General features: G+C 64.7%; 23 protein-coding genes and 2 tRNA genes. 14 read left to right on the top strand and 11 right to left on the bottom strand.

Annotated features, from left to right (window positions below; genetic code table 11):
* Positions 1 to 12: 12 nt before the first annotated feature.
* Genes cyoA through ACTJI5_RS03365 form a run of 7 tightly spaced genes read left to right on the top strand, consistent with a single transcriptional unit; the run spans position 13 to position 6,783 of the window.
* Entirely contained in the window at positions 13 to 1,194 is a 1,182-nt protein-coding gene (gene cyoA / locus ACTJI5_RS03395; protein WP_440859411.1) for a ubiquinol oxidase subunit II, read from the top strand.
* Positions 1,195 to 1,209: 15 nt separating this feature from the next.
* Positions 1,210 to 3,222, top strand: coding sequence for a cytochrome o ubiquinol oxidase subunit I (gene cyoB / locus ACTJI5_RS03390; RefSeq protein WP_058536252.1), 2,013 nt, complete (start codon positions 1,210 to 1,212; stop codon positions 3,220 to 3,222).
* A gap of 4 nt (positions 3,223 to 3,226) precedes the next feature.
* On the top strand, positions 3,227 to 3,853 hold the full coding sequence (gene cyoC / locus ACTJI5_RS03385; protein WP_058536253.1) for a cytochrome o ubiquinol oxidase subunit III: 627 nt from the start codon (positions 3,227 to 3,229) through the stop codon (positions 3,851 to 3,853).
* Positions 3,850 to 4,248 carry a cytochrome o ubiquinol oxidase subunit IV gene (gene cyoD, locus ACTJI5_RS03380; RefSeq protein WP_440859410.1) on the top strand — a complete coding sequence of 133 codons (399 nt, stop codon included), beginning with the start codon at positions 3,850 to 3,852 and terminating at the stop codon, positions 4,246 to 4,248. Before cyoC ends, cyoD begins: the two co-directional genes overlap by 4 nt.
* On the top strand, positions 4,245 to 4,946 hold the full coding sequence (locus ACTJI5_RS03375; protein ID WP_440859409.1) for an SURF1 family protein: 702 nt from the start codon (positions 4,245 to 4,247) through the stop codon (positions 4,944 to 4,946). Before cyoD ends, ACTJI5_RS03375 begins: the two co-directional genes overlap by 4 nt.
* Positions 4,946 to 6,253 carry an ATP-binding protein gene (locus ACTJI5_RS03370; protein ID WP_440859408.1) on the top strand — a complete coding sequence of 436 codons (1,308 nt, stop codon included), beginning with the start codon at positions 4,946 to 4,948 and terminating at the stop codon, positions 6,251 to 6,253. The genes ACTJI5_RS03375 and ACTJI5_RS03370 overlap by 1 nt, the downstream gene beginning before the upstream one ends.
* Entirely contained in the window at positions 6,250 to 6,783 is a 534-nt protein-coding gene (locus ACTJI5_RS03365; RefSeq protein WP_440859407.1) for a response regulator transcription factor, read from the top strand. Before ACTJI5_RS03370 ends, ACTJI5_RS03365 begins: the two co-directional genes overlap by 4 nt.
* 12 nt (positions 6,784 to 6,795) lie before the next feature.
* Here ACTJI5_RS03365 and ACTJI5_RS03360 read toward each other — a convergent pair whose 3' ends face one another.
* The 5 genes from ACTJI5_RS03360 to ACTJI5_RS03340 form a co-directional block, all read right to left on the bottom strand.
* Positions 6,796 to 8,907: a prolyl oligopeptidase family serine peptidase gene (locus ACTJI5_RS03360; protein WP_440859406.1), complete on the bottom strand. Its 2,112-nt coding sequence runs from the start codon at positions 8,905 to 8,907 to the stop codon at positions 6,796 to 6,798.
* A 75-nt stretch (positions 8,908 to 8,982) separates the two neighbouring features.
* Positions 8,983 to 9,408 carry a DUF4112 domain-containing protein gene (locus ACTJI5_RS03355; protein WP_310254475.1) on the bottom strand — a complete coding sequence of 142 codons (426 nt, stop codon included), beginning with the start codon at positions 9,406 to 9,408 and terminating at the stop codon, positions 8,983 to 8,985.
* A gap of 42 nt (positions 9,409 to 9,450) precedes the next feature.
* Positions 9,451 to 10,968: an ABC transporter substrate-binding protein gene (locus ACTJI5_RS03350; RefSeq protein ID WP_440859405.1), complete on the bottom strand. Its 1,518-nt coding sequence runs from the start codon at positions 10,966 to 10,968 to the stop codon at positions 9,451 to 9,453.
* 61 nt (positions 10,969 to 11,029) lie between these two features.
* The gene (locus ACTJI5_RS03345; protein WP_439511678.1) at positions 11,030 to 12,400 is read right to left on the bottom strand and encodes an alpha/beta hydrolase family protein; all 1,371 of its coding nucleotides are present in this window, start codon (positions 12,398 to 12,400) and stop codon (positions 11,030 to 11,032) included.
* Positions 12,401 to 12,418: 18 nt separating this feature from the next.
* A tRNA-Leu gene (locus tag ACTJI5_RS03340) sits at positions 12,419 to 12,504 on the bottom strand.
* 90 nt (positions 12,505 to 12,594) lie between these two features.
* Here ACTJI5_RS03340 and ACTJI5_RS03335 point away from each other — a divergent pair.
* Together ACTJI5_RS03335 and ACTJI5_RS03330 are read left to right on the top strand one after the other, a co-directional pair.
* Entirely contained in the window at positions 12,595 to 13,542 is a 948-nt protein-coding gene (locus tag ACTJI5_RS03335; protein ID WP_310254469.1) for an ABC transporter ATP-binding protein, read from the top strand.
* Positions 13,539 to 14,306, top strand: a complete 768-nt coding sequence (locus tag ACTJI5_RS03330) for an ABC transporter permease (protein ID WP_440859404.1) — start codon at positions 13,539 to 13,541, stop codon at positions 14,304 to 14,306. Before ACTJI5_RS03335 ends, ACTJI5_RS03330 begins: the two co-directional genes overlap by 4 nt.
* Positions 14,307 to 14,346: 40 nt before the next feature.
* Here the strand turns inward: ACTJI5_RS03330 and ACTJI5_RS03325 are convergent, their stop codons facing one another.
* From ACTJI5_RS03325 to aroA, 4 genes are all read right to left on the bottom strand, one after another.
* Positions 14,347 to 14,625 (bottom strand): integration host factor subunit beta, encoded by a 279-nt coding sequence (locus ACTJI5_RS03325; RefSeq protein WP_058536262.1) that lies wholly within the window; start codon positions 14,623 to 14,625, stop codon positions 14,347 to 14,349.
* 203 nt (positions 14,626 to 14,828) lie between these two features.
* The gene (rpsA, locus tag ACTJI5_RS03320; protein WP_058536263.1) at positions 14,829 to 16,541 is read right to left on the bottom strand and encodes a 30S ribosomal protein S1; all 1,713 of its coding nucleotides are present in this window, start codon (positions 16,539 to 16,541) and stop codon (positions 14,829 to 14,831) included.
* Between the two features lie 276 nt (positions 16,542 to 16,817).
* Positions 16,818 to 17,447, bottom strand: coding sequence for a (d)CMP kinase (locus ACTJI5_RS03315; protein WP_440859403.1), 630 nt, complete (start codon positions 17,445 to 17,447; stop codon positions 16,818 to 16,820).
* Positions 17,444 to 18,772: a 3-phosphoshikimate 1-carboxyvinyltransferase gene (gene aroA, locus ACTJI5_RS03310; RefSeq protein WP_440859402.1), complete on the bottom strand. Its 1,329-nt coding sequence runs from the start codon at positions 18,770 to 18,772 to the stop codon at positions 17,444 to 17,446. The genes ACTJI5_RS03315 and aroA overlap by 4 nt, the downstream gene beginning before the upstream one ends.
* A gap of 124 nt (positions 18,773 to 18,896) precedes the next feature.
* Here aroA and ACTJI5_RS03305 point away from each other — a divergent pair, with 124 nt between their 5' ends.
* Complete coding sequence (locus tag ACTJI5_RS03305) at positions 18,897 to 19,220, top strand: TIGR02300 family protein (protein ID WP_056370418.1); 324 nt, start codon at positions 18,897 to 18,899, stop codon at positions 19,218 to 19,220.
* Positions 19,221 to 19,351: 131 nt separating this feature from the next.
* Positions 19,352 to 19,427: transfer RNA gene (locus ACTJI5_RS03300), tRNA-Ala, on the top strand.
* A gap of 54 nt (positions 19,428 to 19,481) precedes the next feature.
* Here the strand turns inward: ACTJI5_RS03300 and ACTJI5_RS03295 are convergent.
* Positions 19,482 to 19,928 (bottom strand): RrF2 family transcriptional regulator, encoded by a 447-nt coding sequence (locus tag ACTJI5_RS03295; protein WP_056369487.1) that lies wholly within the window; start codon positions 19,926 to 19,928, stop codon positions 19,482 to 19,484.
* A 152-nt stretch (positions 19,929 to 20,080) separates the two neighbouring features.
* Here ACTJI5_RS03295 and ACTJI5_RS03290 point away from each other — a divergent pair, with 152 nt between their 5' ends.
* Genes ACTJI5_RS03290 through ACTJI5_RS03280 form a run of 3 tightly spaced genes read left to right on the top strand, consistent with a single transcriptional unit; the run spans position 20,081 to position 21,974 of the window.
* Positions 20,081 to 20,638, top strand: a complete 558-nt coding sequence (locus tag ACTJI5_RS03290; RefSeq protein ID WP_058536511.1) for a hypothetical protein — start codon at positions 20,081 to 20,083, stop codon at positions 20,636 to 20,638.
* The gene (locus ACTJI5_RS03285) at positions 20,622 to 21,338 is read left to right on the top strand and encodes a hypothetical protein (RefSeq protein WP_440859401.1); all 717 of its coding nucleotides are present in this window, start codon (positions 20,622 to 20,624) and stop codon (positions 21,336 to 21,338) included. The genes ACTJI5_RS03290 and ACTJI5_RS03285 overlap by 17 nt, the downstream gene beginning before the upstream one ends.
* Before the next feature lie 33 nt (positions 21,339 to 21,371).
* Positions 21,372 to 21,974: an HD domain-containing protein gene (locus ACTJI5_RS03280; RefSeq protein WP_324072260.1), complete on the top strand. Its 603-nt coding sequence runs from the start codon at positions 21,372 to 21,374 to the stop codon at positions 21,972 to 21,974.
* An 87-nt stretch (positions 21,975 to 22,061) separates the two neighbouring features.
* On the opposite strand, the gene ACTJI5_RS03275 is transcribed toward ACTJI5_RS03280, so the two are convergent.
* On the bottom strand, positions 22,062 to 22,865 hold the full coding sequence (locus ACTJI5_RS03275) for an enoyl-CoA hydratase-related protein (RefSeq protein WP_058536295.1): 804 nt from the start codon (positions 22,863 to 22,865) through the stop codon (positions 22,062 to 22,064).
* Positions 22,866 to 23,116: the final 251 nt, after the last annotated feature.

The raw sequence follows: 23,116 nt of genomic DNA, 5'->3' as shown, positions 1-23,116 counted from the left end.
TAGGCGCGCATCATGCCAAGCAATCTCCCCCGTTTTCCCGCCCGATTGCGGCTCTTGCCGCTGCTCGCCGCGCTGCCTTTGTTGTCGGGCTGCGGACTGATCGTGCTCGATCCCGCCGGCGACGTCGCGCGCCAGCAGGGCGACCTGATCGTCCTGTCGACCGTGCTGATGCTGCTGATCATCGTGCCGGTGATGGCGCTGACGATCTTCTTCGCGTGGAAGTATCGCGCGTCGAACAAGGAGGCGACGTACAAGCCCGACTGGGACCATTCGACGCAGCTCGAGCTGGTCATCTGGTCGGCGCCGCTCCTGATCATCATCTGCCTCGGCGCGGTGACGTGGGTCGCGACGCATCTGCTCGATCCGTACCGCCCGCTCGCGCGGACGGCGCCGGGCAAGCCCGTCGCGGCGGAGGTCAAGCCGCTCGACGTCCAGGTCGTCGCGCTCGACTGGAAATGGCTGTTCATCTACCCCGAACAGGGCGTCGCGACGGTGAACGAGCTGGCACTGCCGGTCGACCGGCCGATCCGGTTCCGCATCTCCTCCTCGTCGGTGATGAACAGCTTTTACGTGCCCGCGCTTGCGGGGCAGATTTACGCGATGCCGGGCATGGAAACCAAGCTGCACGGCGTTTTCGACAAGACCGGCGAGTTTGAAGGCTTTTCGGCCAATTATTCGGGCTGGGGCTTTTCGAACATGCGCTTCGCGGTGAAGAGCCTGCCCGCGAGTGAGTTCGACAAATGGGTTGCGACCGCCAAGGCTTCGGCCGAGGGCGACCTCAGCCGCGATACCTATTTGAAGCTCGAAAAGCCGACGCACAAGGAGCCGGTCCGCCGTTTCGCCGCGAGCGATCCGCAATTGTTCGACGCGGTCGTCAACATGTGCGTCGAGCCCGGCAAGATGTGCATGCACGACATGATGTCGCTCGACGCCGCGGGCGGCGCGGGCATCGCTGGCATCGGCAATGTCCGGCAGGTCACCTATGACAAGTTCGCCGCGCGCGGCACCGTCGATGCGGCGCGCTGGAGCATGCGTTATGTCGCGGCCGCTTGCAGCTCGCCGGTGATGTCGAACGACCGCCCCGACGCGAAGCCGGTCGCACCGGCGATGCTGAAAGGCGAGGGGCTTCCCCATCCTTCCAAGCCCGAACGCACCGCGCTGCGCGCGCCCGCCGCCGACCGCCCGCTGTCCTGAACGAGCCGAGATCCCATGACCATCCCGCATCCCGCACCCGAAACCGGTCCGATCCTTGGCAAGCTGTCGCTCGAGGCGCTGCCGCTGCACGAGCCGATCCTTGTCATCACCTTCATCGGCGTCGTCCTTGGCGGCATCGCCGTGCTCGGCCTGATCACCAAGTTCCGACTCTGGGGCTATTTGTGGACCGAGTGGTTCACCACCGTCGACCACAAGCGCATCGGGATCATGTATATGATCCTGGGGCTTATCATGTTCCTGCGCGGCTTTGCCGATGCGATCATGATGCGGCTGCAGCAGGCGATGGCGTTCGGCGGGTCGGAGGGATACCTCACCCCGCATCATTATGACCAGGTGTTCACCGCGCACGGCGTGATCATGATCTTCTTCGTCGCGATGCCGTTCATCACCGGGCTGATGAACTATGTCGTCCCGCTGCAGATCGGCGCGCGCGACGTCAGCTTCCCCTTCCTCAACAATTTCAGTTTCTGGATGACGACTGCGGGCGCGGTGCTGACGATGGTCTCGCTGTTTATCGGCGAATATGCACAGACCGGCTGGCTCGCCTATCCGCCTTTGTCGGGCATCGCCTACAGCCCCAATGTCGGCGTCGACTATTATATCTGGGGCTTACAGATAGCCGGCGTCGGCACTACCCTGTCGGGCATCAACCTGATCGTCACAATCCTGAAGCTGCGCGCCCCGGGCATGGGGCTGATGAAGATGCCCGTCTTCACCTGGACCTCGCTCTGCGCGAACATCCTGATCGTCGCCTCCTTCCCGATCCTGACCGCGACGCTCGTGCTGCTCACGCTCGACCGTTATGTCGGCACCAATTTCTTCACCAACGACCTCGGCGGATCGCCGATGATGTATGTGAACCTGATCTGGATCTGGGGGCACCCCGAGGTCTATATCCTCGTGCTGCCGCTGTTCGGCGTCTTTTCCGAAGTCACCTCGACCTTCTCGGGCAAAAGGCTCTTCGGCTATACCTCGATGGTCTATGCGACGATCTGCATCACGATCCTGTCGTATCTCGTGTGGCTGCACCATTTCTTCACCATGGGATCGGGGGCGAGCGTCAACAGCTTCTTCGGCATCACGACGATGGTGATTTCGATCCCGACGGGGGCCAAGCTCTTCAACTGGCTGTTCACCATGTACCGCGGCCGCATCCGCTTCGAATTGCCGATGATGTGGACGGTCGCCTTCATGCTGACCTTTGTTATCGGCGGCATGACCGGGGTGCTGCTCGCGGTGCCGCCCGCCGACTTCGTGCTCCACAACTCGCTGTTCCTGATCGCGCATTTCCACAATGTGATCATCGGCGGCGTCTTGTTCGGCCTGTTCGCGGCGATCAACTACTGGTGGCCCAAGGCGTTCGGCTACAAGCTCGACGTGTTCTGGGGCAAGATCAGCTTCTGGTGCTGGGTGGTCGGTTTCTGGGTTGCCTTCACGCCGCTCTATATCCTCGGCCTGATGGGCGTGACGCGGCGCATGCGCGTGTTCGACGACCCGAGCCTGCAAATCTGGTTCGTGATCGCAGGCATCGGCGCGCTGATCGTCGCCGCGGGCATCGGTGCGATGCTGGTCCAGTTCGCCGTGAGCATCTGGCGCCGCAAGGAGCTGCGCGATGAAACCGGCGGAGATCCGTGGGACGGCCGCACGCTCGAATGGGCGACCAGCTCGCCGCCGCCCGACTATAATTTCGCCTTCACGCCGGTGATCCATGACCTCGACGCGTGGTACGACATGAAGACGCGCGGGCACCAGCGGCCGGTCGATGGCTATCGCGACATCCATATGCCGAGCAATACCGGCACGGGGATGATCCTGTCGGGCTTCTGCCTCGTCATGGGCTTTGCGCTGGTCTGGCACATCTGGTGGCTCGTCGCGCTGAGCTTTGCCGCGACGATCGTCGGCGCGATCTATCACACCTTCAACTACAAGCGCGATTTCGACATCCCGGCGGCGACGGTCACCGCGGTCGAGGAAGCGCGGACCCGCCAGCTGGCGGCCGGAGCCTGATGCGATGAGTGCCAAGACGATAACCGCCGACGCGCCCGTCCAGTTCTACGACCTCGACGAGCATGCGCATCCCGAGGGGCACAGCACGATGCTGGGCTTCTGGATCTATCTGATGAGCGACTGCCTCATCTTTGCGATCCTCTTCGCCTGCTACGCCGTGCTCGGCGGCAGCTATGCCGCGGGGCCGGCGCCGAAGGACCTGTTCGACCTGAAGCTCATCGCGCTCAACACCGCGATGCTGCTCTTCTCGTCGATCACTTATGGTTTTGCGGTGCTGCAGATGCAGCAGGGCAAGGTGAAGGGCGTGCAGATCTGGCTTGCGGTCACCGCGCTGTTCGGGCTCGCCTTCCTGGGGATCGAACTTTACGAGTTCCACCACCTGATCGAGATCGGCGCGACGCCGCAGCGCAGCGCCTTCCTGTCGAGCTTCTTCACGCTCGTCGGCACGCACGGGCTGCACGTCACCTTTGGCATCATCTGGCTCGTCACGCTGATGTTTCAGCTGTCGAAGCACGGCCTGATCGCCGCGAACAAGCGCCGCGTGATGTGCCTCAGCATGTTCTGGCACTTCCTCGACGTCGTGTGGATCGGCGTCTTCACCTTTGTCTATCTGATGGGAGTGCTGCGATGAGCGCCGATCCCCACGCCGCGCACGGCCACCACGAGATCGAGATGCCGCACGCGTCGATGCGCGATTATGTCATCGGCTTTGTCCTGTCGGTGATCCTGACCGCGATCCCCTTCTGGCTGGTGATGACGATGCCGCTCAGCGCGGGGGCGACGGGCGCGATCATCATGGGCTTTGCGGTGGTGCAGATCGTCGTCCACATGGTCTTCTTCCTCCACATGACGCCAAAGGCCGAGGGTGGCTGGTCGCTGACCTCGCTGATCTTCACCGTGATCGTCGTCGTGATCATGCTCGCGGGCTCGCTGTGGGTGATGCACCACCTGAACACCAACATGATGCCGATGCCGCACGAGCCGACCAGTCAGACCGCGGGCACGACGACGGGCCAGGTGCCGTGACACGCACCCGCCGCGCGGCCTTTGCCGTGGCGGCGCTGATCGCGGCGATCGGCCTCGCGGCGCTCGGCGTCTGGCAGATCGAACGGCGTGTGTGGAAGCATGAGCTGGTCGCGGCGGTCGAGGCGCGCATTCATGCGGCGCCCGTCGCTGCTCCGGGGCCGGACAAATGGGGGCAGGTCAGCGCAAAGCGCGATGCCTATCGGCGCGTAACGGCGACGGGTGCTTTCCGGCATGATCGCGAAACGCTCGTGCAGGCGGTGACCGATCGCGGTCCCGGTTTCTGGGTGCTGACCCCACTCGAAACGCCGGGGTTCACCTTGCTGGTCAATCGCGGCTTCGTGCCGAAGGATCGGCGCGATCCGAAGACGCGGGCGGCGGGCAATGTCGCGGGGCCGGTGACGGTGACCGGGCTTTTGCGGGTGACCGAGCCCGAGGGCGCCTTCCTGCGCTCGAACGACGCGGCGGCGGACCGCTGGTTTTCGCGCGACGTCGCGGCGATCGCGAAGGCGAGGGCGCTCAGCAACGCCGCACTCTATTTCGTCGATGCGGACGCGAAGCCCAATCCCGGCGGCTATCCGGTCGGCGGGCTGACCATCGTGCGCTTTCCCGATAATCATCTGGTCTATGCGCTGACCTGGTTCGCGCTTTGTGGACTCAGCCTCTTTTTTGCGTGGCGGCTGTGGCGTATTCGCGATTGATGACCCGTCCGACCATCCCGCCGACCACGCCTTCGAGGGCGCCCGCCGGTCGCCGCAACATGACGCTGCTGATCCAGCTGCGCTGGATTGCGGTCGGGGGGCAACTCGCGACGATCGGCATCGTCAGCGGGCCGATGGGCATCGCGCTGCCGCACGCGCCGCTGCTCGCCGCGATCATGGTGCTGATCGCGATCAACTTCGCGAGCATCGCCTTGCTTCGCCGCGGCCGCGCGGTGACCAATGCCGAGCTGACCGCGGTGCTGCTGTTCGACGTCGCGGCGCTCTGCTGGCAGCTGCATCACAGCGGCGGGCTCGCCAATCCCTTTGCGTCGCTGTTCCTACTGCAGGTTGTGATCGGCGCGATCCTGCTCACCCCGCGCTCGTCGTGGGCGATCGTCGTCGCGGCGCTTGCCGCGCTCGCGGCGCTGCGGATCGATCCGACGCCGCTCGTGCTGCCGCCCGCCTATGCAGCCGATCCGATGGGGCTGTATCTGAAGGGCAGCTTCGTCTGCTTCCTGCTGATCGCGGTGCTGTTCGTGGCATTTGTGACGCGGATCAACCGCAATTTGCGCGACAGCGACGCGGCGCTTGCGACGAGCCGCCAGCGCGCGGCGGAGGAAGATCATATCGTGCGGATGGGGCTGCTCGCGTCGGGCGCGGCGCATGAGCTCGGGACGCCGCTGTCAACGCTGTCGGTGCTGATCGGCGACTGGAAGGCGGCGCCGCGGCTCGCGAAGGATCGCGAGATGCAGGAGGACCTCGCCGACATGGACGCGGCGGTGCAGCGCTGCAAGGCGATCGTCAGCGGCATTTTGATGTCGGCGGGCGAGGCGCGCGGCGAGGCGCCGCAATTGACGACGATGCGCGCCTTCCTGACCGACATCGTCACCGGCGCGCGCACTTTGCGCCGCCCCGGCACGGTCGAGTTCAACGACCGCTTCGGCGCCGATGTCGCGATCGTGTCCGACCCCGCGCTGCGGCAGGTGATCGACAATGTGATGGACAATGCATCCGAAGTGTCGCCCGACTGGATCGGCGTCACCGCGACGCGCGACGGCGACATGGCGGTGATCGAGATCGCCGACCGCGGGCCGGGGTTCAGCGACGAAATGCTCGCGAATTTCGGCCAGCCCTATCGGTCGACCAAGGGGCGGCCGGGCGGGGGGCTCGGGCTGTTCCTGCTCGTCAACGTCTTGCGCAAGCTCGGCGGCGGGGCGACGGTGGCGAACCGCGATGCGGGCGGCGCGCTGGTGCGGATCACGCTGCCGATTTCGGCGGTCGCGCGCCCCGGTGGAGAGACGGCATGAGCGAAACGCGGAAATTGCTGATCGTCGAGGATGACGAGACGTTTGCGCGGACGCTGAAACGCTCGTTCGAGCGGCGCGGCTATGCCGCCGAGGTCGCGCACAGTCCCGAGGAAATGGCCGCGCTTTTGCAGAATTTCCGGCCGGGCTATGCGGTCGTCGACCTGAAGCTCGGCAGCGCGTCGGGGCTGGCGTGCGTGGAGGCGCTGCGCGCGAGCGATGCCGCGATGCGGATCGTCGTGCTCACCGGCTTTGCGAGCATCGCGACCGCGGTCGAGGCGATCAAGCTCGGCGCTTCCTATTATCTCGCGAAGCCTTCGAACACCGACGATATCGAGGCGGCGTTCGACCGCGCGGAGGGGAATGCCGAAACGCCGGTGGGCGACCGCCAGTCGTCGATCAAGACCGTCGAGTGGGAGCATATCCACCAGGTTTTGGTCGAGACCGATTTCAACATTTCGGAGACCGCGCGCCGGCTTGGGATGCACCGGCGTACGCTCGCGCGGAAGCTCGAGAAACGGCAGATCCGCTAAGCTGGCGAGAGCCTATTTCTTCTCCACCAGTTCGCGCAGCAGGAAGCCGTGGAGCATCGCGGCGCGCACCGCATCCTCGGCATGATCGGCGCCGACCGAATGGCCGCCCTCGATATATTCGTGATAATAGACGCGGTTGCCGTTTTCCATCAGCCGCGCGGCAAATTTGCGCGCGTGGCCGGGGTGGACGCGGTCGTCCTTGGTCGAGAGGTAGAGGAAGATCGGCGGGTATTTCACGCCCTTGCGGATGTTATGATAGGGCGAATATTTCGACAGGAAGGCCCAGTCCTCCGCTACGTCGGGATCGCCATATTCGGCGACCCACGAGGCGCCCGCGAGCATCTTGTCGTAACGCCACATATCCTTGATCGGTGAGCCCGAGATCACCGCGCCATAGAGGTCGGGGCGCTGCGTCATCGCCGCGCCGACGAGCACGCCGCCGTTCGAGCGGCCCGAGATCGCGATCCTGCCCTTCGCGCTGACCCCGGTCCTGACCAGATCCTCGGCGACCGCATGGAGATCGTCGAAGCTCGCCTGCCGCTTTTCGCGCAGCGCCGCCTGGTGCCAGGCGGGGCCATATTCGCCGCCGCCGCGGATGCCCGCGAGGACATAGGCGTTGCCGTCCTCGACCCAGAAGAGGCCGAGCGGGCCGGCGCGGTAGGGCTGGCCGGTGAGATAGCCCGGCGTCTGCGCGGCGCGGAAGCCGCCATAGGCGTGGACGAGCGCGGGGACGGGGCCGGTCGAGCCCTTCTTGCGCGCGAGGAAATAGGGGATTTTCGTGCCGTCCTTCGACGTCGCGAAGCGCTTTTCGACGGTCATGTCCTTCGCGTCGAAGGTCGCGGGCAGGCTCTGCACGGCCTGCGGCGCCTTGCCTTCGGACACGGCGTAGAGCGTCGGGGGCATCAGCATCGTTTCGGCCGATGCGAGCACGATGTCGCGTTTGCCCACGGTGCCGGCGATGGTGACGGTGGCGTTCGCGGCGAGCGGAACCTCCTTCTGGCTCCACTGGCCGGTCTTCGGGTCGCGGCGCAGCGCGAACAGCTTGCCCTCGACATCGTCGAGCGCCTTCACCCACAGGATGTTGTCGGTCGCCGAGACATTCTCGATCGCCTGCGCCTTCGTCGGGGTCATCGCGGTGACGATCGGCACCTGCCGGTCGGCCGACATATCGGCGAGCGACAGCGAGGCGAGCGAGCCCGCGGGGATATTCGCCCAATCCTTGTTGATGAAGATGATCAGCTGGCCGTCGACGACGTCGCGCACGCTGGCGGTGTCGGGGACGATTGACGAGATATAGCGCGACCCGTCGGCGTTCGGCAGCTTGATGTCGGCGGTGTAGAAGGTCTTGCCGCGGCTGATCATCGGCCAGCGCTTGTCGCCGTCGGTGAAGGCGAAGACGTTCATGCCGACGTCTTCGTTTTCGCCCTCGGCCACCGTTTCGGCCGCCGACAGGGGCGTGCCGCGTTTCCAGCGCTTGACGATGCGCGGATAGCCCGACGCGGTCATGCTGCCCGCGCCATAGTCGGTCGCGACGAGCAGGGTGTCGGCATTTTCCCACGTGACGCTGCTCTTCGCCTGCGGTAGCGTGAAACCGTCGCCCACGAAGCTTTTGGTCGTGCGGTCCCATTCGCGGACGATGTCGGCGTCGGTGCCGCCGGGGCTCAGCGACACGAGGCAACGCTTGTAATCTGGCGCGAGGCAGTCGGCGCCGTGCCAGACCCAGCTCTGCTTCTCGGCCTTGCCGAGCGCGTCGACGTCGATCAGCGTCGTCCAGACGGGCTTGCCGGCAAGATAAGCGTCGAGCGGGCTCTGGCGCCAGATTCCACGCGGATTGTTCGCGTCACGCCAGAAATTGGTGATGGTTTCGGCCATGACCTCGCCGGGCTCGGCGATCTGCCGGTCGTCGTCGAGGATTTCGCGCGCGCGCTTGCGGTCGGCCTCGAACCCCGGGCGGCTCGTGATCAGCTTGTCGGTTGCCGCATTTTCCTTTTTGACCCAACCCAGCGCTTTCGAGCCTTCGATATCCTCAAGCCAGAGGTAGGGGTCTTTTGCGTCCTGCGCGGCTACCGCGACGGCGGTGATGGAACAGCTGAGGGCAAGCGCGGCAAGGCTGGCGCGGATCATTCGGAAAGTCTCCCCTGGGGTGTGGAGGCGCTGTGCTAGCAGCATTAGACACCCCAAGGGAAGGAGGCGAAGCGCCTATTGATCGATGATGATCGTGCCCGGGTGATGCTTGTCGAGATGCCTCTTGATGATCCGAAGGTTGCGCGTGTTCGAGCGGAAGAAGAAGTCGAACGCGTCGCCGACGAGCGGGATTGCGCCGAGCGCGGTGTCGACGCCGAGATTGCCGACCATGCGCCAGATCTTCCACTTCGGCATGCCGAGGTTGCGCGCTTCCCAGATGAGGTAGGCGCCCATCGTCGCGGCGATGACGTCGCCGACGACGGGGACGAGGCCGACGATCGCGTCGAGGCCGACCGGGCGGTTGATACCGGGGATGATAAAGCTGCGTTCGAGCAGGATTTCGAGCGTCTCGACGCGCTTGCGGAGCGCCGCGGGATCGTTGCGATTGGAAATCAGCGCGTCGAAGATCGCGTCGGGATTGGGCGGCGTCGAAGGGGCCATCGGGGTCCTTTCACAAGCGCTCGAAGGTGCAGCGCCACTGTATTAGTTAGGTAAGGCGATCAGATGATTCAATGGGTGCTGTGCGCGGCCGTTGGCACGCAGCCCGGTCAGGCGCTGCGACGCGACCGACCAGCGGAGCGGCGTTGCGAGCGGAATGAAGGGGGCATAGCGGGCGAGCACCGCCTCGGCCTCGCTCACCTGCACCCGGCGCTGGCCGGCGTCGATATTGGCCGTCGCCTGGTCGATCAGCTCCTGCGCCTCGCGGTTGCAGAGCGTGTCGCGGCGGCACGAGAGGCGTCGCAGCGCCCACAGCGCATCGTCGTTCGGCGCGATTTCGTCGATCAGGCGGAGGTCGGCGGCCGACGCCATCGGGACGCGCTGGCTCGGCACCCCGATCGCGTTGAAATCGGCGGAGACGTAAGCGAAGAGGATGCGCCCGCCGGGGGTGTCGGGGACGGCGATGCGCAGCGGTTCGATCTGGCGTCCGGCGGCGCGCCAGGCGTCGACGGCGCGCTTCGCCTGCGCGAGGCGCGACGCCTCGTCATATTCGGCCCAAGTGGGGACGAGCGGCGCGGGGCCGCCGTCGCGCGCGTAGAGCGACGGGCGGAGCGTGACCTGCGGCTGCCATTCGGAGAGCCCGAACGCCTCGATCAGCCGCTCGCGCCGGATCGCGCGGACGAGTGCGTCGCGGTTGGCGTCGATCGCGAGGAAGCCCTCGGCGCGGACGAACGACAGGCCGAACAGGCCGGGGACGGGATCGACGACCAGGCGCGAACGGCCGATGTTCGACGCCGCGAAATAGGGCAGGGTCGAAAAACGCCCGCCGATGACGCCATCGGCATAGCCGTTCTTGAACCGCGCGAGCGCGCCCGCGGGCGATGTGCCGACCAGCTCTATCGAGGCGGCGGGGTCGTTCGCGGCGGCTTCGGCGGCCTCGGGGTCTTCGGCGAGCGGGTCGGGGACGGGCGAGAGCAGCACCGCGCGCCCGATCCTGCGCGCGCGCATCGGTCCCCAGCCCATGCCCTTGTTGACGATCGCCATCGAGGGCTGCGCGAGCAGTTCGAGGATCGCGGGCTGCGGCACCGAAAGGCGGATTTCGATCACGGTGTCGGTCATCGCCCTGATCGTCTCGATCTCGGGGAAATCATTCTTCAGGACGTGACGGCTGGCTGGCGCCAGATAGGAGCGCAGGATCGCGGCGACATCCTCGGCGGTGACCTTGCGCCCGTTGGTCCATTTGGCTTCGCGCAGGCGGAAAATATAGCTGCGCCCGTCGGTGGTCACGGTCCAGCGATCGGCGAGCCCGGTGTCGATCTGACCCTCGCCGTCATAGCTGACGAGCCCTTGCGAGGTTGCGTTAAGCAGCGCCGCGTTGGCGGACGAGAGTTCGCCGTTGAGCGGAGTCGCCGCGGGATTGAGCGAGCCCATCGCGGCAATCCTTACCGGGCCGCGCTCGCCGAACAGGCCACAACTCGCGAGCGACAGGATCGCGAGGCCGGCGATGATCCTGTGCAGGCGTGCTTTCGTCCCGAACGTCGATATGTCTGTTTTTAGCGGCATCGGCGGCCATCATAATGATGCCGGGCAAAACCGGAAGTGGGCATCCGGGCGATCGGCGAACTCAATTCGCCGCTGTAGGACGGGTGATTTCGGCGTTGCCATAGGCGTCCGCGAGTTTGCCGCCTTTTGCATAGTCGATGAGCAGCTGGAAATAGCCCGGCGTGTAGCGGGTCGAAATCCGCCTGCCGTCGGGCGCGGGCTCGAATTCGGTCATTCCGTGCTCGGCGTTCGGAAAGACGGCGAGGGTGATCGGCTTGCCGGCATCGATGAGCCCGGTGACCCGCCGCGCGGTTTCGCCGGCCGGTGCGTCGATATCTTGTCCGCCGAGCGCCCAGAGCTGCGGGACGGTCACCGCGCGGAGCGTCGGCATCGGATCATAGTGGATGGGCGTGCCGAAGGCGTATGCCGGTGCTTTCGCCCTTATTTCCTCAGCCGTCATGCCGAGGACGATGTGCGTATAATTGCCATAGACGTCCTTGTACCATGGCTCGTTTCGATAGCGTGCCCGCACCAAATCCAGTTCGTCGAGCCCGTCGACTGTTCCACCTGCCACGACACTTTCGAACACGCGCGTCACGGCGGCGCTGATTTCCTGCGCCTTGGCGATGACGTCGGGGCCATAGCCTTTGAGACCCATCTGGAACGCGATCGCCTCGCGATCCTCGTCGGCGACCGAGACGGCGAGACCGAAGCTGACGATGAGGAAATCGACCGTAGTGCGCGTTGCCGCGAGCGGCGCAATCCAGCCGCCCTGGCTCGGCCCCTGGAAACCGAAACGCGCGCCGCGTGGGCCGGCCATGCGACGCGCCTCGGCGAGCGCGGCGGCCGCGTCGTCGGCGAGCAATGAAAAGACCTGGGTATATTTGTCGCCCGATGCGCCGGTGCCGCGCTTGTCATAGACGAAGGCGCCGATGCCCGCGGCGGGGAGCATGCGTTGGAGCGCGTTGGTATCGCGCGCCGAATCGGGTTCCGCGCCGTGGAGCAGGACGACGATCGGGACGGGCTTGTTGCCAGCCGGCAGCACGAGGCGGCCGACGAGGCGCGTGCCGTGGCTGGTGAAGCTGGTGTCACGCGTCTCCAGCTTTATCCGCGTTGCGACGCGGTTGCCGAACTGCATCCTACCCGAAGCGCAATCGCCGAACCGCACTTGCACGCCATCGGGGCGGTCGGTCCAGCCGGTGCTGCTGACCCAGATGTCGCCGGTCTGGACGAGCTTCCCGCTTGTTCCGTCAAGATTGCGCCAGCGGAGCGCGCCTGCGGTCGAGGTCGCAATGTCGACCGTCCCGCCGTCGGGCAGGCGATAGGCGCCGACCTTGCAATCAACCTCTTCGGCAGCCGCCGGAACCGCGAGCCCTAGCGCGGTCAACGCGAATATCGCCGCCCGCCACATTTGCCGAATCTTGCTGGTGGCCGGTGATTGTGCGTCGGGCATTCTGATATCCTGCAAGGCTGGTGCGGACGGCGGGACTTGAACCCGCATACCCAGAGGATGGCAGATTTTAAGTCTGCTGCGTCTACCGATTTCGCCACGTCCGCATGATCCGGAGGGTCAAGCCGATGGGTTCATGGAGGTCAAGCGATGTTTGCCGCTTCCCGTCGCCGGGCGGCTCGGCTAGACCGCCTGCCATGACTCCAGTTCTCGAAATTTCCGGCCTCGGAAAAACTTATAAGAGCGGTCACAAGGCGTTGAGCGACGTCGACCTTACGATCAACAAGGGCGAGATTTTCGCGCTGCTCGGGCCGAACGGCGCGGGCAAGACGACGCTGATCAGCATCGTCTGCGGCATTGTGACCGCGACTACGGGGACGGTGACCGTCGGCGGGCACGACCATGCGCAGGGCTATCGCGCGGCGCGGACGATGATCGGGCTGGTGCCGCAGGAACTGCACACCGATGCGTTCGAAACGGTGATGGCGACGGTGAGTTTCTCGCGCGGGCTGTTCGGCAAGCCGCGCAACCCCGCGTTTATCGAGCAGCTGCTGCGCGACCTGTCGCTCTGGGACAAGCGCGATTCGAAGATCATGGAATTGTCGGGCGGCATGAAGCGCCGCGTGATGATCGCCAAGGCGCTCAGCCACGAGCCCGAGATCCTCTTCCTCGACGAGCCGACCGCGGGCGTCGACGTCGAGCTGCGCCGCGACATGTGGAACATGGTGCGCGGCCTTCGCGAGCGCGGCGTCACGATCATCCTCACCACCCATTATATCGAGGAGGCCGAGGAAATGGCCGACCGCGTCGGGGTGATCACCGGCGGGCGGTTGATCCTGGTCGAGCAGAAGGACGCGCTGATCAAGAAGCTGGGGCGCAAGACGCTGACGCTCAATCTGGCCGACCAACTGGAGGCGGTGCCCGCCGAACTTGCCGACTGGAAGCTTGCGCTCGCGGGCGATGGGCACGAGCTCGTGTATGAATTCGACAGCCAGGCCGAGGCGACCGGGGTGCCCTCGTTGTTGCGGCGGATGACCGACATCGGGGTCCAGTTCAAGGATCTGCACACGCGGCAAAGCTCGCTCGAGGATATTTTCGTCGGGCTGGTGCATGAATCGAACGGCGCAAAGGGAGAAGCCGCATGACCGCGAACTGGCGCGGCGTGCGCGCGATCTACGCCTTTGAAATGGCGCGCTTCGGGCGCACCTTCTGGACCAGCCTGATGCTGCCGGTGATCACCACGGCGCTCTATTTCGTCGTTTTCGGATCGGCGATCGGCAGCCGGATGACCGAAGTCAATAACGTCCCCTATGGCGCGTTCATCGTGCCCGGGCTGATGATGCTGACGATGTTCACCGAAAGCATCAGCAACGCGTCGTTCGGCATCTATATGCCCAAATGGACGGGGACGATTTACGAAATGCTGTCGGCGCCGCTGTCGCCGCTGGAAACGGTGATCGCCTATGTCGGCGCGGCGGCAACCAAGTCGGTGATCATCGGATCGATCATCTTTGCAACCGCGCACCTGTTCGTCGACGTACAGGTCGCGCACCCGCTGTTGATGGCGGCGTTCATGATCCTGATGGCGGTGACCTTCTGCCTGTTCGGCTTCATCATCGGCATCTGGGCGCAGAGCTTCGAGCAGTTGCAGGTCATCCCGATGCTCGTCATCTATCCGTTGACCTTTTTGGGCGGCGCTTTCTATTCGCTCGACATGCTGCCCGCGGCGTGGCGGACGGTGACCCTGTTCAACCCCGTCGTTTACCTGATCAGCGGGTTCCGCTGGACCTTCTTCGGCAAGGGCGATGTCGGGATCGAGGTTAGCATGGGCGCGGTGACGCTGTTCCTGGCGCTGTGCCTGGGCGTCATTTTCTGGATGTTCCGCACCGGATACCGGCTCAAGAACTGATGGTGATCGCTGGACCGGCGCCGCGGCGCGGCGCCCGGTTTTAGCCGTTCAACCGTTCGCGCATTTCCTTGCCCGGTTTGAAATAGGGCACGTTTTTCGCCTTCACGTCGACCGCTGCGCCCGTTCGGGGATTGCGACCGGTGCGCGATTCGCGTGACCGGGTCGAGAAGGCGCCGAAGCCACGCAGTTCGACACGCCCGCCCGAGGCGAGCTGTTCGACGATGGAATCGAAGAAAGTGTCGACGATGCGCTCGACTTCCTCGAGCCGCAAATCGCTGTTTTCGCTCGCGATCTTTTGAACCAGTTCTGACCGGATCATGTGCTTCCCCTAATATATACAGTCACGCATTCCCCGCCGAAGCGGGTCCCGGTCGTTGCCGGCTCATTGTGCGTGAGACCCCTCCCAACGCGCGGAGAAGGTATCACGAATCCTTGTTTGATCAAAATATATCGCGACACGAAAAAGGCCCGCAGAGGGACACTCTGCGGGCCTTTGTTTCGCCTGTCGGCGGAAGGAGGAAATTAATCCTTCTTGCCGGCCTTCAGCGCCTCGCCGAGGATGTCGCCGAGCGATGCACCCGAGTCCGACGAGCCGTACTGCGCGACGGCTTCCTTCTCTTCGGCGATCTGCATCGCCTTGACCGAGAAGTTCGGCTTTTTCGAACGGTCGAAGCCGATGACCATCGCATCGAACTTCTGGCCGACCTGGTAACGTTCGGCGCGCTGTTCGTCGCGGTCGCGGCCGAGGTCGGCGCGCTTGATGAAGCCGGTCGCGCCATCGTCGCCGGCCTGAACTTCGAGGCCGTTGTCGCGGACTTCGAGGACGGTGACGGTGATGACGTCGTTCTTCTTCACCGAACCGGCAGCGGCGACACCGCCACCAACGGCCGGAGCACCCTTTTCAAGCTGCTTGATGCCGAGGCTGATGCGTTCCTTCTCGACGTCGACGTCGAGAACGACGACCTGCACGGCCTCGCCCTTGCGGTGGAGGTGCAGCGCTTCTTCGCCCGAGATGCCCCAAGCGATGTCCGACATGTGAACCATGCCGTCGACGTCGCCCGGCAGGCCGACGAACAGACCGAATTCGGTCGCGTTCTTGACTTCGCCTTCGACGACCGAACCGACCGGATGCGTTTCTGCGAACGCGCCCCAGGGGTTCGACTGAGCCTGCTTGAGACCCAGCGAGATGCGGCGCTTGTCGCTGTCGACTTCGAGGACGATGACGTCGACTTCCTGGCTCGTCGAAACGATCTTGCCGGGGTGGACGTTCTTCTTGACCCACGACATTTCGCTGACGTGGACCAGGCCTTCGATGCCGGCTTCGAGTTCGACGAATGCACCATAGTCGGTGATGTTCGTGACGGTACCCGACAGCTTCGCACCGACGGGGTACTTGGCGGCGACGCCTTCCCACGGATCGCTTTCGAGCTGCTTCATGCCGAGGCTGATGCGCTGCGTGTCGCGGTTGATGCGGATGATCTGGACGCGGACATTGTCACCGATGTTGATGACTTCGCTCGGGTGGTTGACGCGCTTGTAGCTCATGTCGGTGACATGGAGCAGGCCGTCGATGCCGCCGAGGTCGACGAACGCACCATAATCGGTGATGTTCTTGACGGCGCCTTCGATGATCTGACCTTCTTCCAGGTTCTGGATCAGGCCCGAGCGCTGTTCGGCGCGCGTTTCTTCGAGGATGGCACGGCGCGACACGACGATGTTGCCGCGGCGACGATCCATCTTCAGGATCTGGAAGGGCTGCGGCAGGTCCATGAGCGGGCCGACGTCGCGCACGGGGCGGATATCGACCTGCGAACCCGGAAGGAACGCCACGGCGCCGCCGAGGTCGACGGTGAAGCCGCCCTTGACGCGGCCGAAGATGACGCCTTCGACGCGGGCTTCCTTGTTGAATTCTTCTTCCAGGCGGTCCCAGGCGGCTTCGCGGCGAGCGCGGTCGCGCGACAGCATGGTTTCGCCATTGGCGTTTTCGACGCGGTCGACATAGACTTCGACTTCGTCACCGACATTGATGTCGGCCTTCTGGCCCGGCATCGCGAATTCGCGAAGCGGCACGCGGCCTTCGCTCTTCAGGCCGATGTCGATCACTGCCAGGTCGTTTTCAATCGCGGTCACGGTGCCCTTGACGACGCGGCCTTCAAAGCCGCCGTCGGCACCACCAAGCGATTCATCGAGCATCGCGGCGAAATCGTCGCGCGTCGGGAAAGCCGTAGTGGCCATATGTGTGTTTCCTTACTTCATTTGTTCCGGCCAAGCGGTTGGTTCCGCTGGTCTTAATGGCCGATCTGCCATGCCTGCCGGATGCAGGACACAGCATCCTTCGAACCGTTGGCGAGCAAGCCATGGGCAAAGCAAAATGGGCGCGACGGGTGCATCCCGTCACGCCCGACGCTCGGTTTCGAGCGGCGGTTTGACCATGCCTCGACCTGCCAAAAAGCCCGTCGGACGGCGCGCATATAGTCCGCAAAGCCTGTCAAGGCAAGGTCGAAAGGCCGGTCAGGCGCGGCGCTTGCGGCGCTCTTCGACGAACGCGATCGCGGCGGCGAGTGCGGCGTCCTTGGCCATGCCCGTGTTGTCGAGCAGCATGGCGTCTTCCGCCCGGAGGAGCGGCGCGTTGGCGCGGCCGGTGTCGCGCGCATCGCGGGCGTGAACGTCGGCGAGCACGGCATCGAAACCGACGTCGACGCCGCGCGCGAGCATCTCGGCATGACGGCGGCGTGCGCGTTCCTCGGCGCTGGCGGTGACGAACAGCTTGGCATCGGCGTGCGGCGCGATGACGGTGCCGATGTCGCGCCCGTCGAGCACCGCGCCGCCGGGCTGGTTGGCGAAATCGACCTGGCGCTGGAACAGCGCCTGACGCACGGCGGGATGGATCGACACACGGCTGGCGAGCCCGCCGGTGGTTTCATAACGCAGAGCCGGATCGTCCAGCAGGCTGCCCGGGAAGCGGCACGCGGCAAGCGCGTCGGCGGCATTGTCGGCGTCGCCATGATTGAGCTGCGTCTGGTAACCGACCGCGCGATAGAGCAGGCCGGTGTCGAGCACGGGCAGGCCGAAATGCGCGGCCAGCCCCTTGGCGATCGTGCCCTTGCCCGACGCGGTGGGCCCGTCGACCGCGATGATCATTGCTGCAAGCCTGCGAGCAGTTCCTCGAAATTGGGGAAGCTGGTCGCGACGGGGGCGATGTCGTCGATCGTCACCGGCGCCTTGCCGACGAGGCCGGCGACGGCGAAGCTCATGCAGATGCGGTGGTCGAGGTGGCCGGCGATCGTCGCGCCGCCGGGAAGCGGGTCGCCGCCGGTGCCGTCGATGATCAGGCCGTCTTCGGTTTCTTCGACGCGGGCGCCGATCGCCTTGAGGCCGGTGGCCATCACCGCGATGCGGTCGCTTTCCTTGACGCGCAGCTCATCGAGTCCGGTCGTGACGGTGCGGCCCTCGGCGAGCGCGGCGGCGACGAAGAGGATCGGGAACTCGTCGACCATGCTCGGCACGATGGCGGGGTCGACGGCGATGCCCTTGAGCGCGCTGTGGCGGACGCGGAGGTCGGCGACGGGTTCGCCGCCCACCTCGCGCGCATCGAGTAGCTCGATGCTGCCGCCCATCTGTTGCAGCACCTCGACCAGACCGGCGCGGGTCGGATTGAGGCCGACATTGGCGATGGTGACGTCCGACCCCGGAACGAGGAGCGCGGCGACGATGAAGAAGGCGGCCGACGAAGGGTCGCCGGGGACGGTGATCGTCTGCGGCTTCAGCTCGGCCTCGCCGCGGATGCGAATATGGCGGGTGCCGTCGGCGCCCAATTCGACGGTCAGGTCGGCACCGAAACCCTTGAGCATGCGTTCGCTATGGTCGCGGGTCGGGACGGGCTCGATCACTTCGGTAATACCCGGCGTGTTGAGACCTGCGAGCAGGACCGCGCTCTTCACCTGCGCCGACGCCATCGGCAGGCGATAGGCGAGGGGGATGGCGGGCGCGAGGCCGCGCACCATCAGCGGCAGGCGGCCCCCCGGCGAGGCGCTGATGTCGGCGCCCATCTGCGACAGCGGATCGATGACGCGGCCCATCGGGCGGCCCGACAGGCTGGCATCGCCGATGAAGGTCGTGGTGATCGGGTGGCTTGCGACGAGGCCCATGAGCAGGCGTGTCGAGGTGCCGCTGTTGCCCATGTCGAGCGCTCCCTGCGGCTGCAGCAGCCCGCCGACGCCGACGCCGTGAATGCGCCATTCGCCGTCGTCCGTGCGTTCGATCGTCGCGCCCATCGCGCGCATCGCGGCGGCGGTGGCGAGCACGTCATGCCCTTCGAGCAGGCCGGTGACACGGCTTTCCCCGACAGCAAGCGCGGAGAGCATCAGCGAGCGGTGCGAGATGCTCTTGTCCCCCGGAATCGCGATCCTACCTTTGAGCGGAACGGAAGCGGAAAAGCTGCGCGGCGTGGCGGTTTGATCGGTCATGGCGTGCGGCTTTTGACAGCGGCCTTGCAATCTGGCAAGGCGCACGCCGATTTGACGGATAGCTATTCAACTTCCGTCGCTCTTCCTATATTTTTATCCTGTTCCAAAGGGTTACGAGGCATATATGATCAAGGCTGAATGGGGCACGAAGCGTAGCTGCCCGAAATGCGCAACCCGATTCTATGATTTGACCAAGGACGACCCGATCAACTGCATCAATTGCGGTTACAACTGGATTCCGGAATCGGTGCTGAAGTCGAAGCAGCCGATGCCGTTCGAACAGATCGAAAAGCCCGGCAAGGTCGTCAAGGAAGAAGGCGTCGACGAGGATCTGGATCTGGACGTCGATGTCGACGAGGACAGCGATTCGCCCGACAATGATGTCGACCTGGGCGGCGACGACGATCTGGGCGTCGCGACCGCGGACGACGACGACGTCGAAACCTGATAATTTTCGCGGGGGGCCAAAAAAGCATCGGATGATGCATTTGGCCCCTTGCATCGGTCGCCTGCACTGGTAAAGGCGGCCTCCCGATCGCAGCAGCCAAGAATATTGGCCGGGGCGATCCAGAATGGTACGGGGCCTTAGCTCAGCTGGGAGAGCGCCTGCATGGCATGCAGGAGGTCAGCGGTTCGATCCCGCTAGGCTCCACCATTACAAAAAAGGCCCGCGAAAGCGGGCCTTTTTTGTTGCGCAGCTGATCGGTGGCTATTCGGCCGCTTCGTCCTTCTCGAACACGGGTTCCAGCGCGATCGGATCGGCGAGCGTGATGCGGTCGAGGATCGACGCGGTGTCGTCGCGGACTTTCAACATCAGGCTGCGCAGCCGGCATTCGGATTCGGGCAGGCAATTCTTGCAATGTTCGTGCGCGTTGCGCGCGGCGCACGGGACGAGCGCGAGCGAGCCGCGCGTCAGCCGGACGAGATCGCCATAGCTGATGTCGATCGGGGGCAGCGCGAGCTGGTAGCCGCCGTCGCGCCCGCGCTGCGAGATGAGCAGACCTTCGCGCGCCATTTCGGACAGGATCACGGTCAGGAATTTGGGCGGGATATTCTGCGCCTCCGCAATATCCGCAAGCTGCACCTGCCCCTTGCCCCAATGGTCGGCAAGGTGCTGGAACGCGCGGATCGTATAGCGGGTTTTTTGCGAGAGCATGGCGGGGTTACTGTGACATATTCAGCCTTAATTCAACCTGTCTGGATGACATAAGTTGCAGAGTTGATGAAAATCACAGCGGGTGGCATGAACCGTCAATAAGAGGGTCGCTGGATAGCCCGGTTTCGGGCGCGGCGGAGGTGGATCAAATGATGCGGAAAATATTCGCGACTCCCGCGGTGTTGGCAGCCTGCTTGCTGGCCGTCACCCCGGCTCAGGCGCAGTTCGGAAGCCTGCTTCGCAAGGTGACGACGCCCGCGCCGAAACCGAGCGAAGAGGGCAATGGCGGCTGTCCCAAGGGCAAGAAGGGCAGCAGTGCGGGCCGGAGCATTTTGGGCGGTGTGCTCAACGAGGCGATCGGCAGCGCGGCGAGCAAGGCCGGTGTCTATAGCTATGTTCCGATTTCGGAGGTCAGCGGGACGCTCACCGACGCCATCGCCTGCCGCCTCGATCCCGCCGAACAGGTGCAGGCGGCGGCGGCGACCGAGGAGGTGACGCGCGGCGAAGAGGTCGGCGCGACCGCGAACTGGACGAGCGAGACGCGTCAGAATGTCAGCGGATCGTCGACCATCGCGGCAAAGAATGAGCTAGCCGACGGCTCGCAGTGCATGAGCGTCACCGATATCGTGATTGTCGAGGGTGAGGAAACGCGCGTGTCGAAACGGATGTGCAAGGGCCCCGGCCAGGCGCGCTATGTCCTCGCGGCGTAAAGCGTTTCGCGTCGCGGCGGCGGCGGCCCTGATCGCGTGCCTGACCGGCGCCGCCAAACCCGCGATCGACCCCGCGAACCCGACCTGTCCGCTGACCCCCGACTGGTCGGCGAACCCGACGATGAAGCTGACCCCCGTCGCCAAGAAGAATGGCAAGGTGCTGCTCGCCGAGGGGCGGATCGATGCGGGGCTGCCCGACCGGCTGAAGGCCGCGCTTGCCGCCAATCCCGACGTCAGCGAAGTCTGGCTGCGCTCGCCCGGCGGCGACGCGCGCGCGGGCAATGCCGCGGGGCGGATCATTCGCTCGAACTTTGGCCTCACGACACGCATCCCGGCGGGCTGGGCCTGTTTCAGCGCGTGCAATTTCATCTTCATGGGCGGCCAGCCGCGCGTGATCGATCCCGGCGGGTTGTTCATCGTCCATATGTTCACGCGCACCGGCGACCGCAGCGCGATCGACATGAGCGTCGCGATGGGCACCGACGCGACGAAGGAGCTGATCGGCGACATCGAACAGGATGCCGCCTTGCTGGCGAGCGAGGACAATGATTTCCTGATCCGCATGGGGGTGTCGCGCAAGCTGCTGACCGAGGTCATGTATCAGCAGAAAGCGCTCGCCAACGCCGACGACAAGTCGACGCGGCGCTGCCTGACGCAGGCCGAGGTCAAGACCTATAACGTTGCAAATAACAACGAATAGGATAGTCTCTCCATCAAAATAGGAGAGGCTGCCATGAACGAGATGACGCACGATCACGCCACATTCCGGTCGATGATCGACGGAACGCAGGAAGATTGGGACATTATCGCGCGCGAGCAGAAAGAGTTCGCGCCGAACAATGGCAAGCGCATCCTCGACCATCTGAAGCTGCTCGGCGGCGATTATGGCGGCTTTCCGGTCGACCGGCTCGAACATTGCCTGCAGACCGCGACGCGCGCGCACCGCGACGGGCGTGATGAGGAATATGTCGTGATGGCGCTGCTCCACGACATTGGCGACACGCTCGGTGCGTTCAACCACCCCGACGTCGCGGCGGCGATCCTCAAGCCCTTCCTCTCAGAGGAGAACCTCTGGATCGTCCAGCATCATGGCGTGTTCCAGGGCCATTATTTCTTCCACTATCTCGGGCTCGACCGCGACATGCGCGACCAGTTCCGCGACAGCCCGCATTATGCCGCCTGCGCCGAATTCTGCGAGAAATATGACGCGCCGGCGTTCGACCCCGATTACGACAGCGAACCGCTCGAGTTTTTCGAGCCGATGGTGATGCGCCTCTGCTCCTATCCGCGCACGAGCATCTACAAGAAGGTGATGGTCGAGGAGGCGGCGGAGTAGCTTGGGTCGCCATCCCGGCGAAAGCCGGGATCGCTCGCGTTCAGGATGAACGATAGCGGCCCCAGCTTCCGCTGGGGCGACGGTTGCTTACTTGCCCTTGAACTCGGTCTTGCGCTTCTGCTGGAACGCCATGATGCCTTCCATCGCATCGGCGGTGCCGCCGGCGATGAACTGACCCTTGGCTTCGGCGTCGAGCGTGGTTGCGAAATCCTGTGTCAGACCGTCGCGCAGGATCTTGCGCATCGTGCCGAGCGCGATCGTTGGGCCGTTGGCGAGGCGCGTTGCCAGCGCCTTGGCCTCGGTCAGCAACTCGGCATCGTCGACGCATTTATAGATCATGCCCCAGTCGGCCGCCTGGTCGGCCGAAATCTTCTCGCCCAGCATCATCATCTGCAACGCGCGCGGCACGCCGACGAGGCGCGGCAGCAACCACGACGAGCCGCCGTCGGGGACGAGGCCGATGTTGACGAAGGCCTGCAGAAAATAGGCGCTCTTGCCCGCGATGGTGAAGTCGCCCGACAGCGCGAAGCTGCACCCGACGCCCGCCGCGGGGCCGTTGACCGCGACAACGACGGGGATGTCGAGGTTGGCGAGTGCGAGCAGCATCGGATTATAATGACCGCGCAGCGCATTACGACTCCGCGCCCCGCCGCTGACCGCGCCGCCACCCGAACGATCGCCCGCCAGGTCGGCGCCCGAACAGAAACCGCGGCCTTCGCCGGTGATCAGCAACGCGCGCGCGCCGAGGCCCGGCAGATGATCGAGCGCTTCGCGAATATCGTCCGCCATCGCGGGCGGCATCGAATTCAGCCGGTCGGGGCGGTTGAGCGTGATCGTCGCGACATGGTCGGCGAGTTCGAGCTTGATCGTGTCGAAGGTCGGAAGGGTCATGGGGAATTATCCTCTCGCGGGTGCTTTACCTTTACGTTCACGTAAAGATGTGACTCATTTGGCGGGCGAGTGCAAGGGGGAAGGGTGCTCAGGTCGGGTTGGCCGGTTTCGACCGGAAGCTGTCCTATCAATCATCGTCACCCCGGACTTGATCCGGGGTCCCGCTTGAGGTCGAAGCCAGTCCGTCCGTCAAAAAAGCGGGATCCCGGATCAAGTCCGGGATGACGAAAGAAAATCGAGCAACGGCAACT

Source organism: Sphingopyxis sp. 22461 (assembly GCF_052044915.1).
Lineage (GTDB): Bacteria > Pseudomonadota > Alphaproteobacteria > Sphingomonadales > Sphingomonadaceae > Sphingopyxis.
Note: the sequence above shows the minus strand (reverse complement) of the source record. Positions and strands in the feature narration are given on the sequence as shown.

What these genes read in the sequence shown, in the direction of transcription:
- cyoA (WP_440859411.1), top strand. Translation starts at nt 13, where the DNA reads ATGCCAAGCAATCTCCCCCGTTTTCCCGCCCGATTGCGGCTCTTGCCG.
- cyoB (WP_058536252.1), top strand. Translation starts at nt 1,210, where the DNA reads ATGACCATCCCGCATCCCGCACCCGAAACCGGTCCGATCCTTGGCAAG.
- cyoC (WP_058536253.1), top strand. Translation starts at nt 3,227, where the DNA reads ATGAGTGCCAAGACGATAACCGCCGACGCGCCCGTCCAGTTCTACGAC.
- cyoD (WP_440859410.1), top strand. Translation starts at nt 3,850, where the DNA reads ATGAGCGCCGATCCCCACGCCGCGCACGGCCACCACGAGATCGAGATG.
- ACTJI5_RS03370 (WP_440859408.1), top strand. Translation starts at nt 4,946, where the DNA reads ATGACCCGTCCGACCATCCCGCCGACCACGCCTTCGAGGGCGCCCGCC.
- ACTJI5_RS03365 (WP_440859407.1), top strand. Translation starts at nt 6,250, where the DNA reads ATGAGCGAAACGCGGAAATTGCTGATCGTCGAGGATGACGAGACGTTT.
- ACTJI5_RS03360 (WP_440859406.1), bottom strand. Translation starts at nt 8,907, where the DNA reads ATGATCCGCGCCAGCCTTGCCGCGCTTGCCCTCAGCTGTTCCATCACC.
- ACTJI5_RS03355 (WP_310254475.1), bottom strand. Translation starts at nt 9,408, where the DNA reads ATGGCCCCTTCGACGCCGCCCAATCCCGACGCGATCTTCGACGCGCTG.
- ACTJI5_RS03350 (WP_440859405.1), bottom strand. Translation starts at nt 10,968, where the DNA reads ATGCCGCTAAAAACAGACATATCGACGTTCGGGACGAAAGCACGCCTG.
- ACTJI5_RS03345 (WP_439511678.1), bottom strand. Translation starts at nt 12,400, where the DNA reads ATGCCCGACGCACAATCACCGGCCACCAGCAAGATTCGGCAAATGTGG.
- ACTJI5_RS03335 (WP_310254469.1), top strand. Translation starts at nt 12,595, where the DNA reads ATGACTCCAGTTCTCGAAATTTCCGGCCTCGGAAAAACTTATAAGAGC.
- ACTJI5_RS03330 (WP_440859404.1), top strand. Translation starts at nt 13,539, where the DNA reads ATGACCGCGAACTGGCGCGGCGTGCGCGCGATCTACGCCTTTGAAATG.
- ACTJI5_RS03325 (WP_058536262.1), bottom strand. Translation starts at nt 14,625, where the DNA reads ATGATCCGGTCAGAACTGGTTCAAAAGATCGCGAGCGAAAACAGCGAT.
- rpsA (WP_058536263.1), bottom strand. Translation starts at nt 16,541, where the DNA reads ATGGCCACTACGGCTTTCCCGACGCGCGACGATTTCGCCGCGATGCTC.
- ACTJI5_RS03315 (WP_440859403.1), bottom strand. Translation starts at nt 17,447, where the DNA reads ATGATCATCGCGGTCGACGGGCCCACCGCGTCGGGCAAGGGCACGATC.
- aroA (WP_440859402.1), bottom strand. Translation starts at nt 18,772, where the DNA reads ATGACCGATCAAACCGCCACGCCGCGCAGCTTTTCCGCTTCCGTTCCG.
- ACTJI5_RS03305 (WP_056370418.1), top strand. Translation starts at nt 18,897, where the DNA reads ATGATCAAGGCTGAATGGGGCACGAAGCGTAGCTGCCCGAAATGCGCA.
- ACTJI5_RS03295 (WP_056369487.1), bottom strand. Translation starts at nt 19,928, where the DNA reads ATGCTCTCGCAAAAAACCCGCTATACGATCCGCGCGTTCCAGCACCTT.
- ACTJI5_RS03290 (WP_058536511.1), top strand. Translation starts at nt 20,081, where the DNA reads ATGCGGAAAATATTCGCGACTCCCGCGGTGTTGGCAGCCTGCTTGCTG.
- ACTJI5_RS03285 (WP_440859401.1), top strand. Translation starts at nt 20,622, where the DNA reads ATGTCCTCGCGGCGTAAAGCGTTTCGCGTCGCGGCGGCGGCGGCCCTG.
- ACTJI5_RS03280 (WP_324072260.1), top strand. Translation starts at nt 21,372, where the DNA reads ATGAACGAGATGACGCACGATCACGCCACATTCCGGTCGATGATCGAC.
- ACTJI5_RS03275 (WP_058536295.1), bottom strand. Translation starts at nt 22,865, where the DNA reads ATGACCCTTCCGACCTTCGACACGATCAAGCTCGAACTCGCCGACCAT.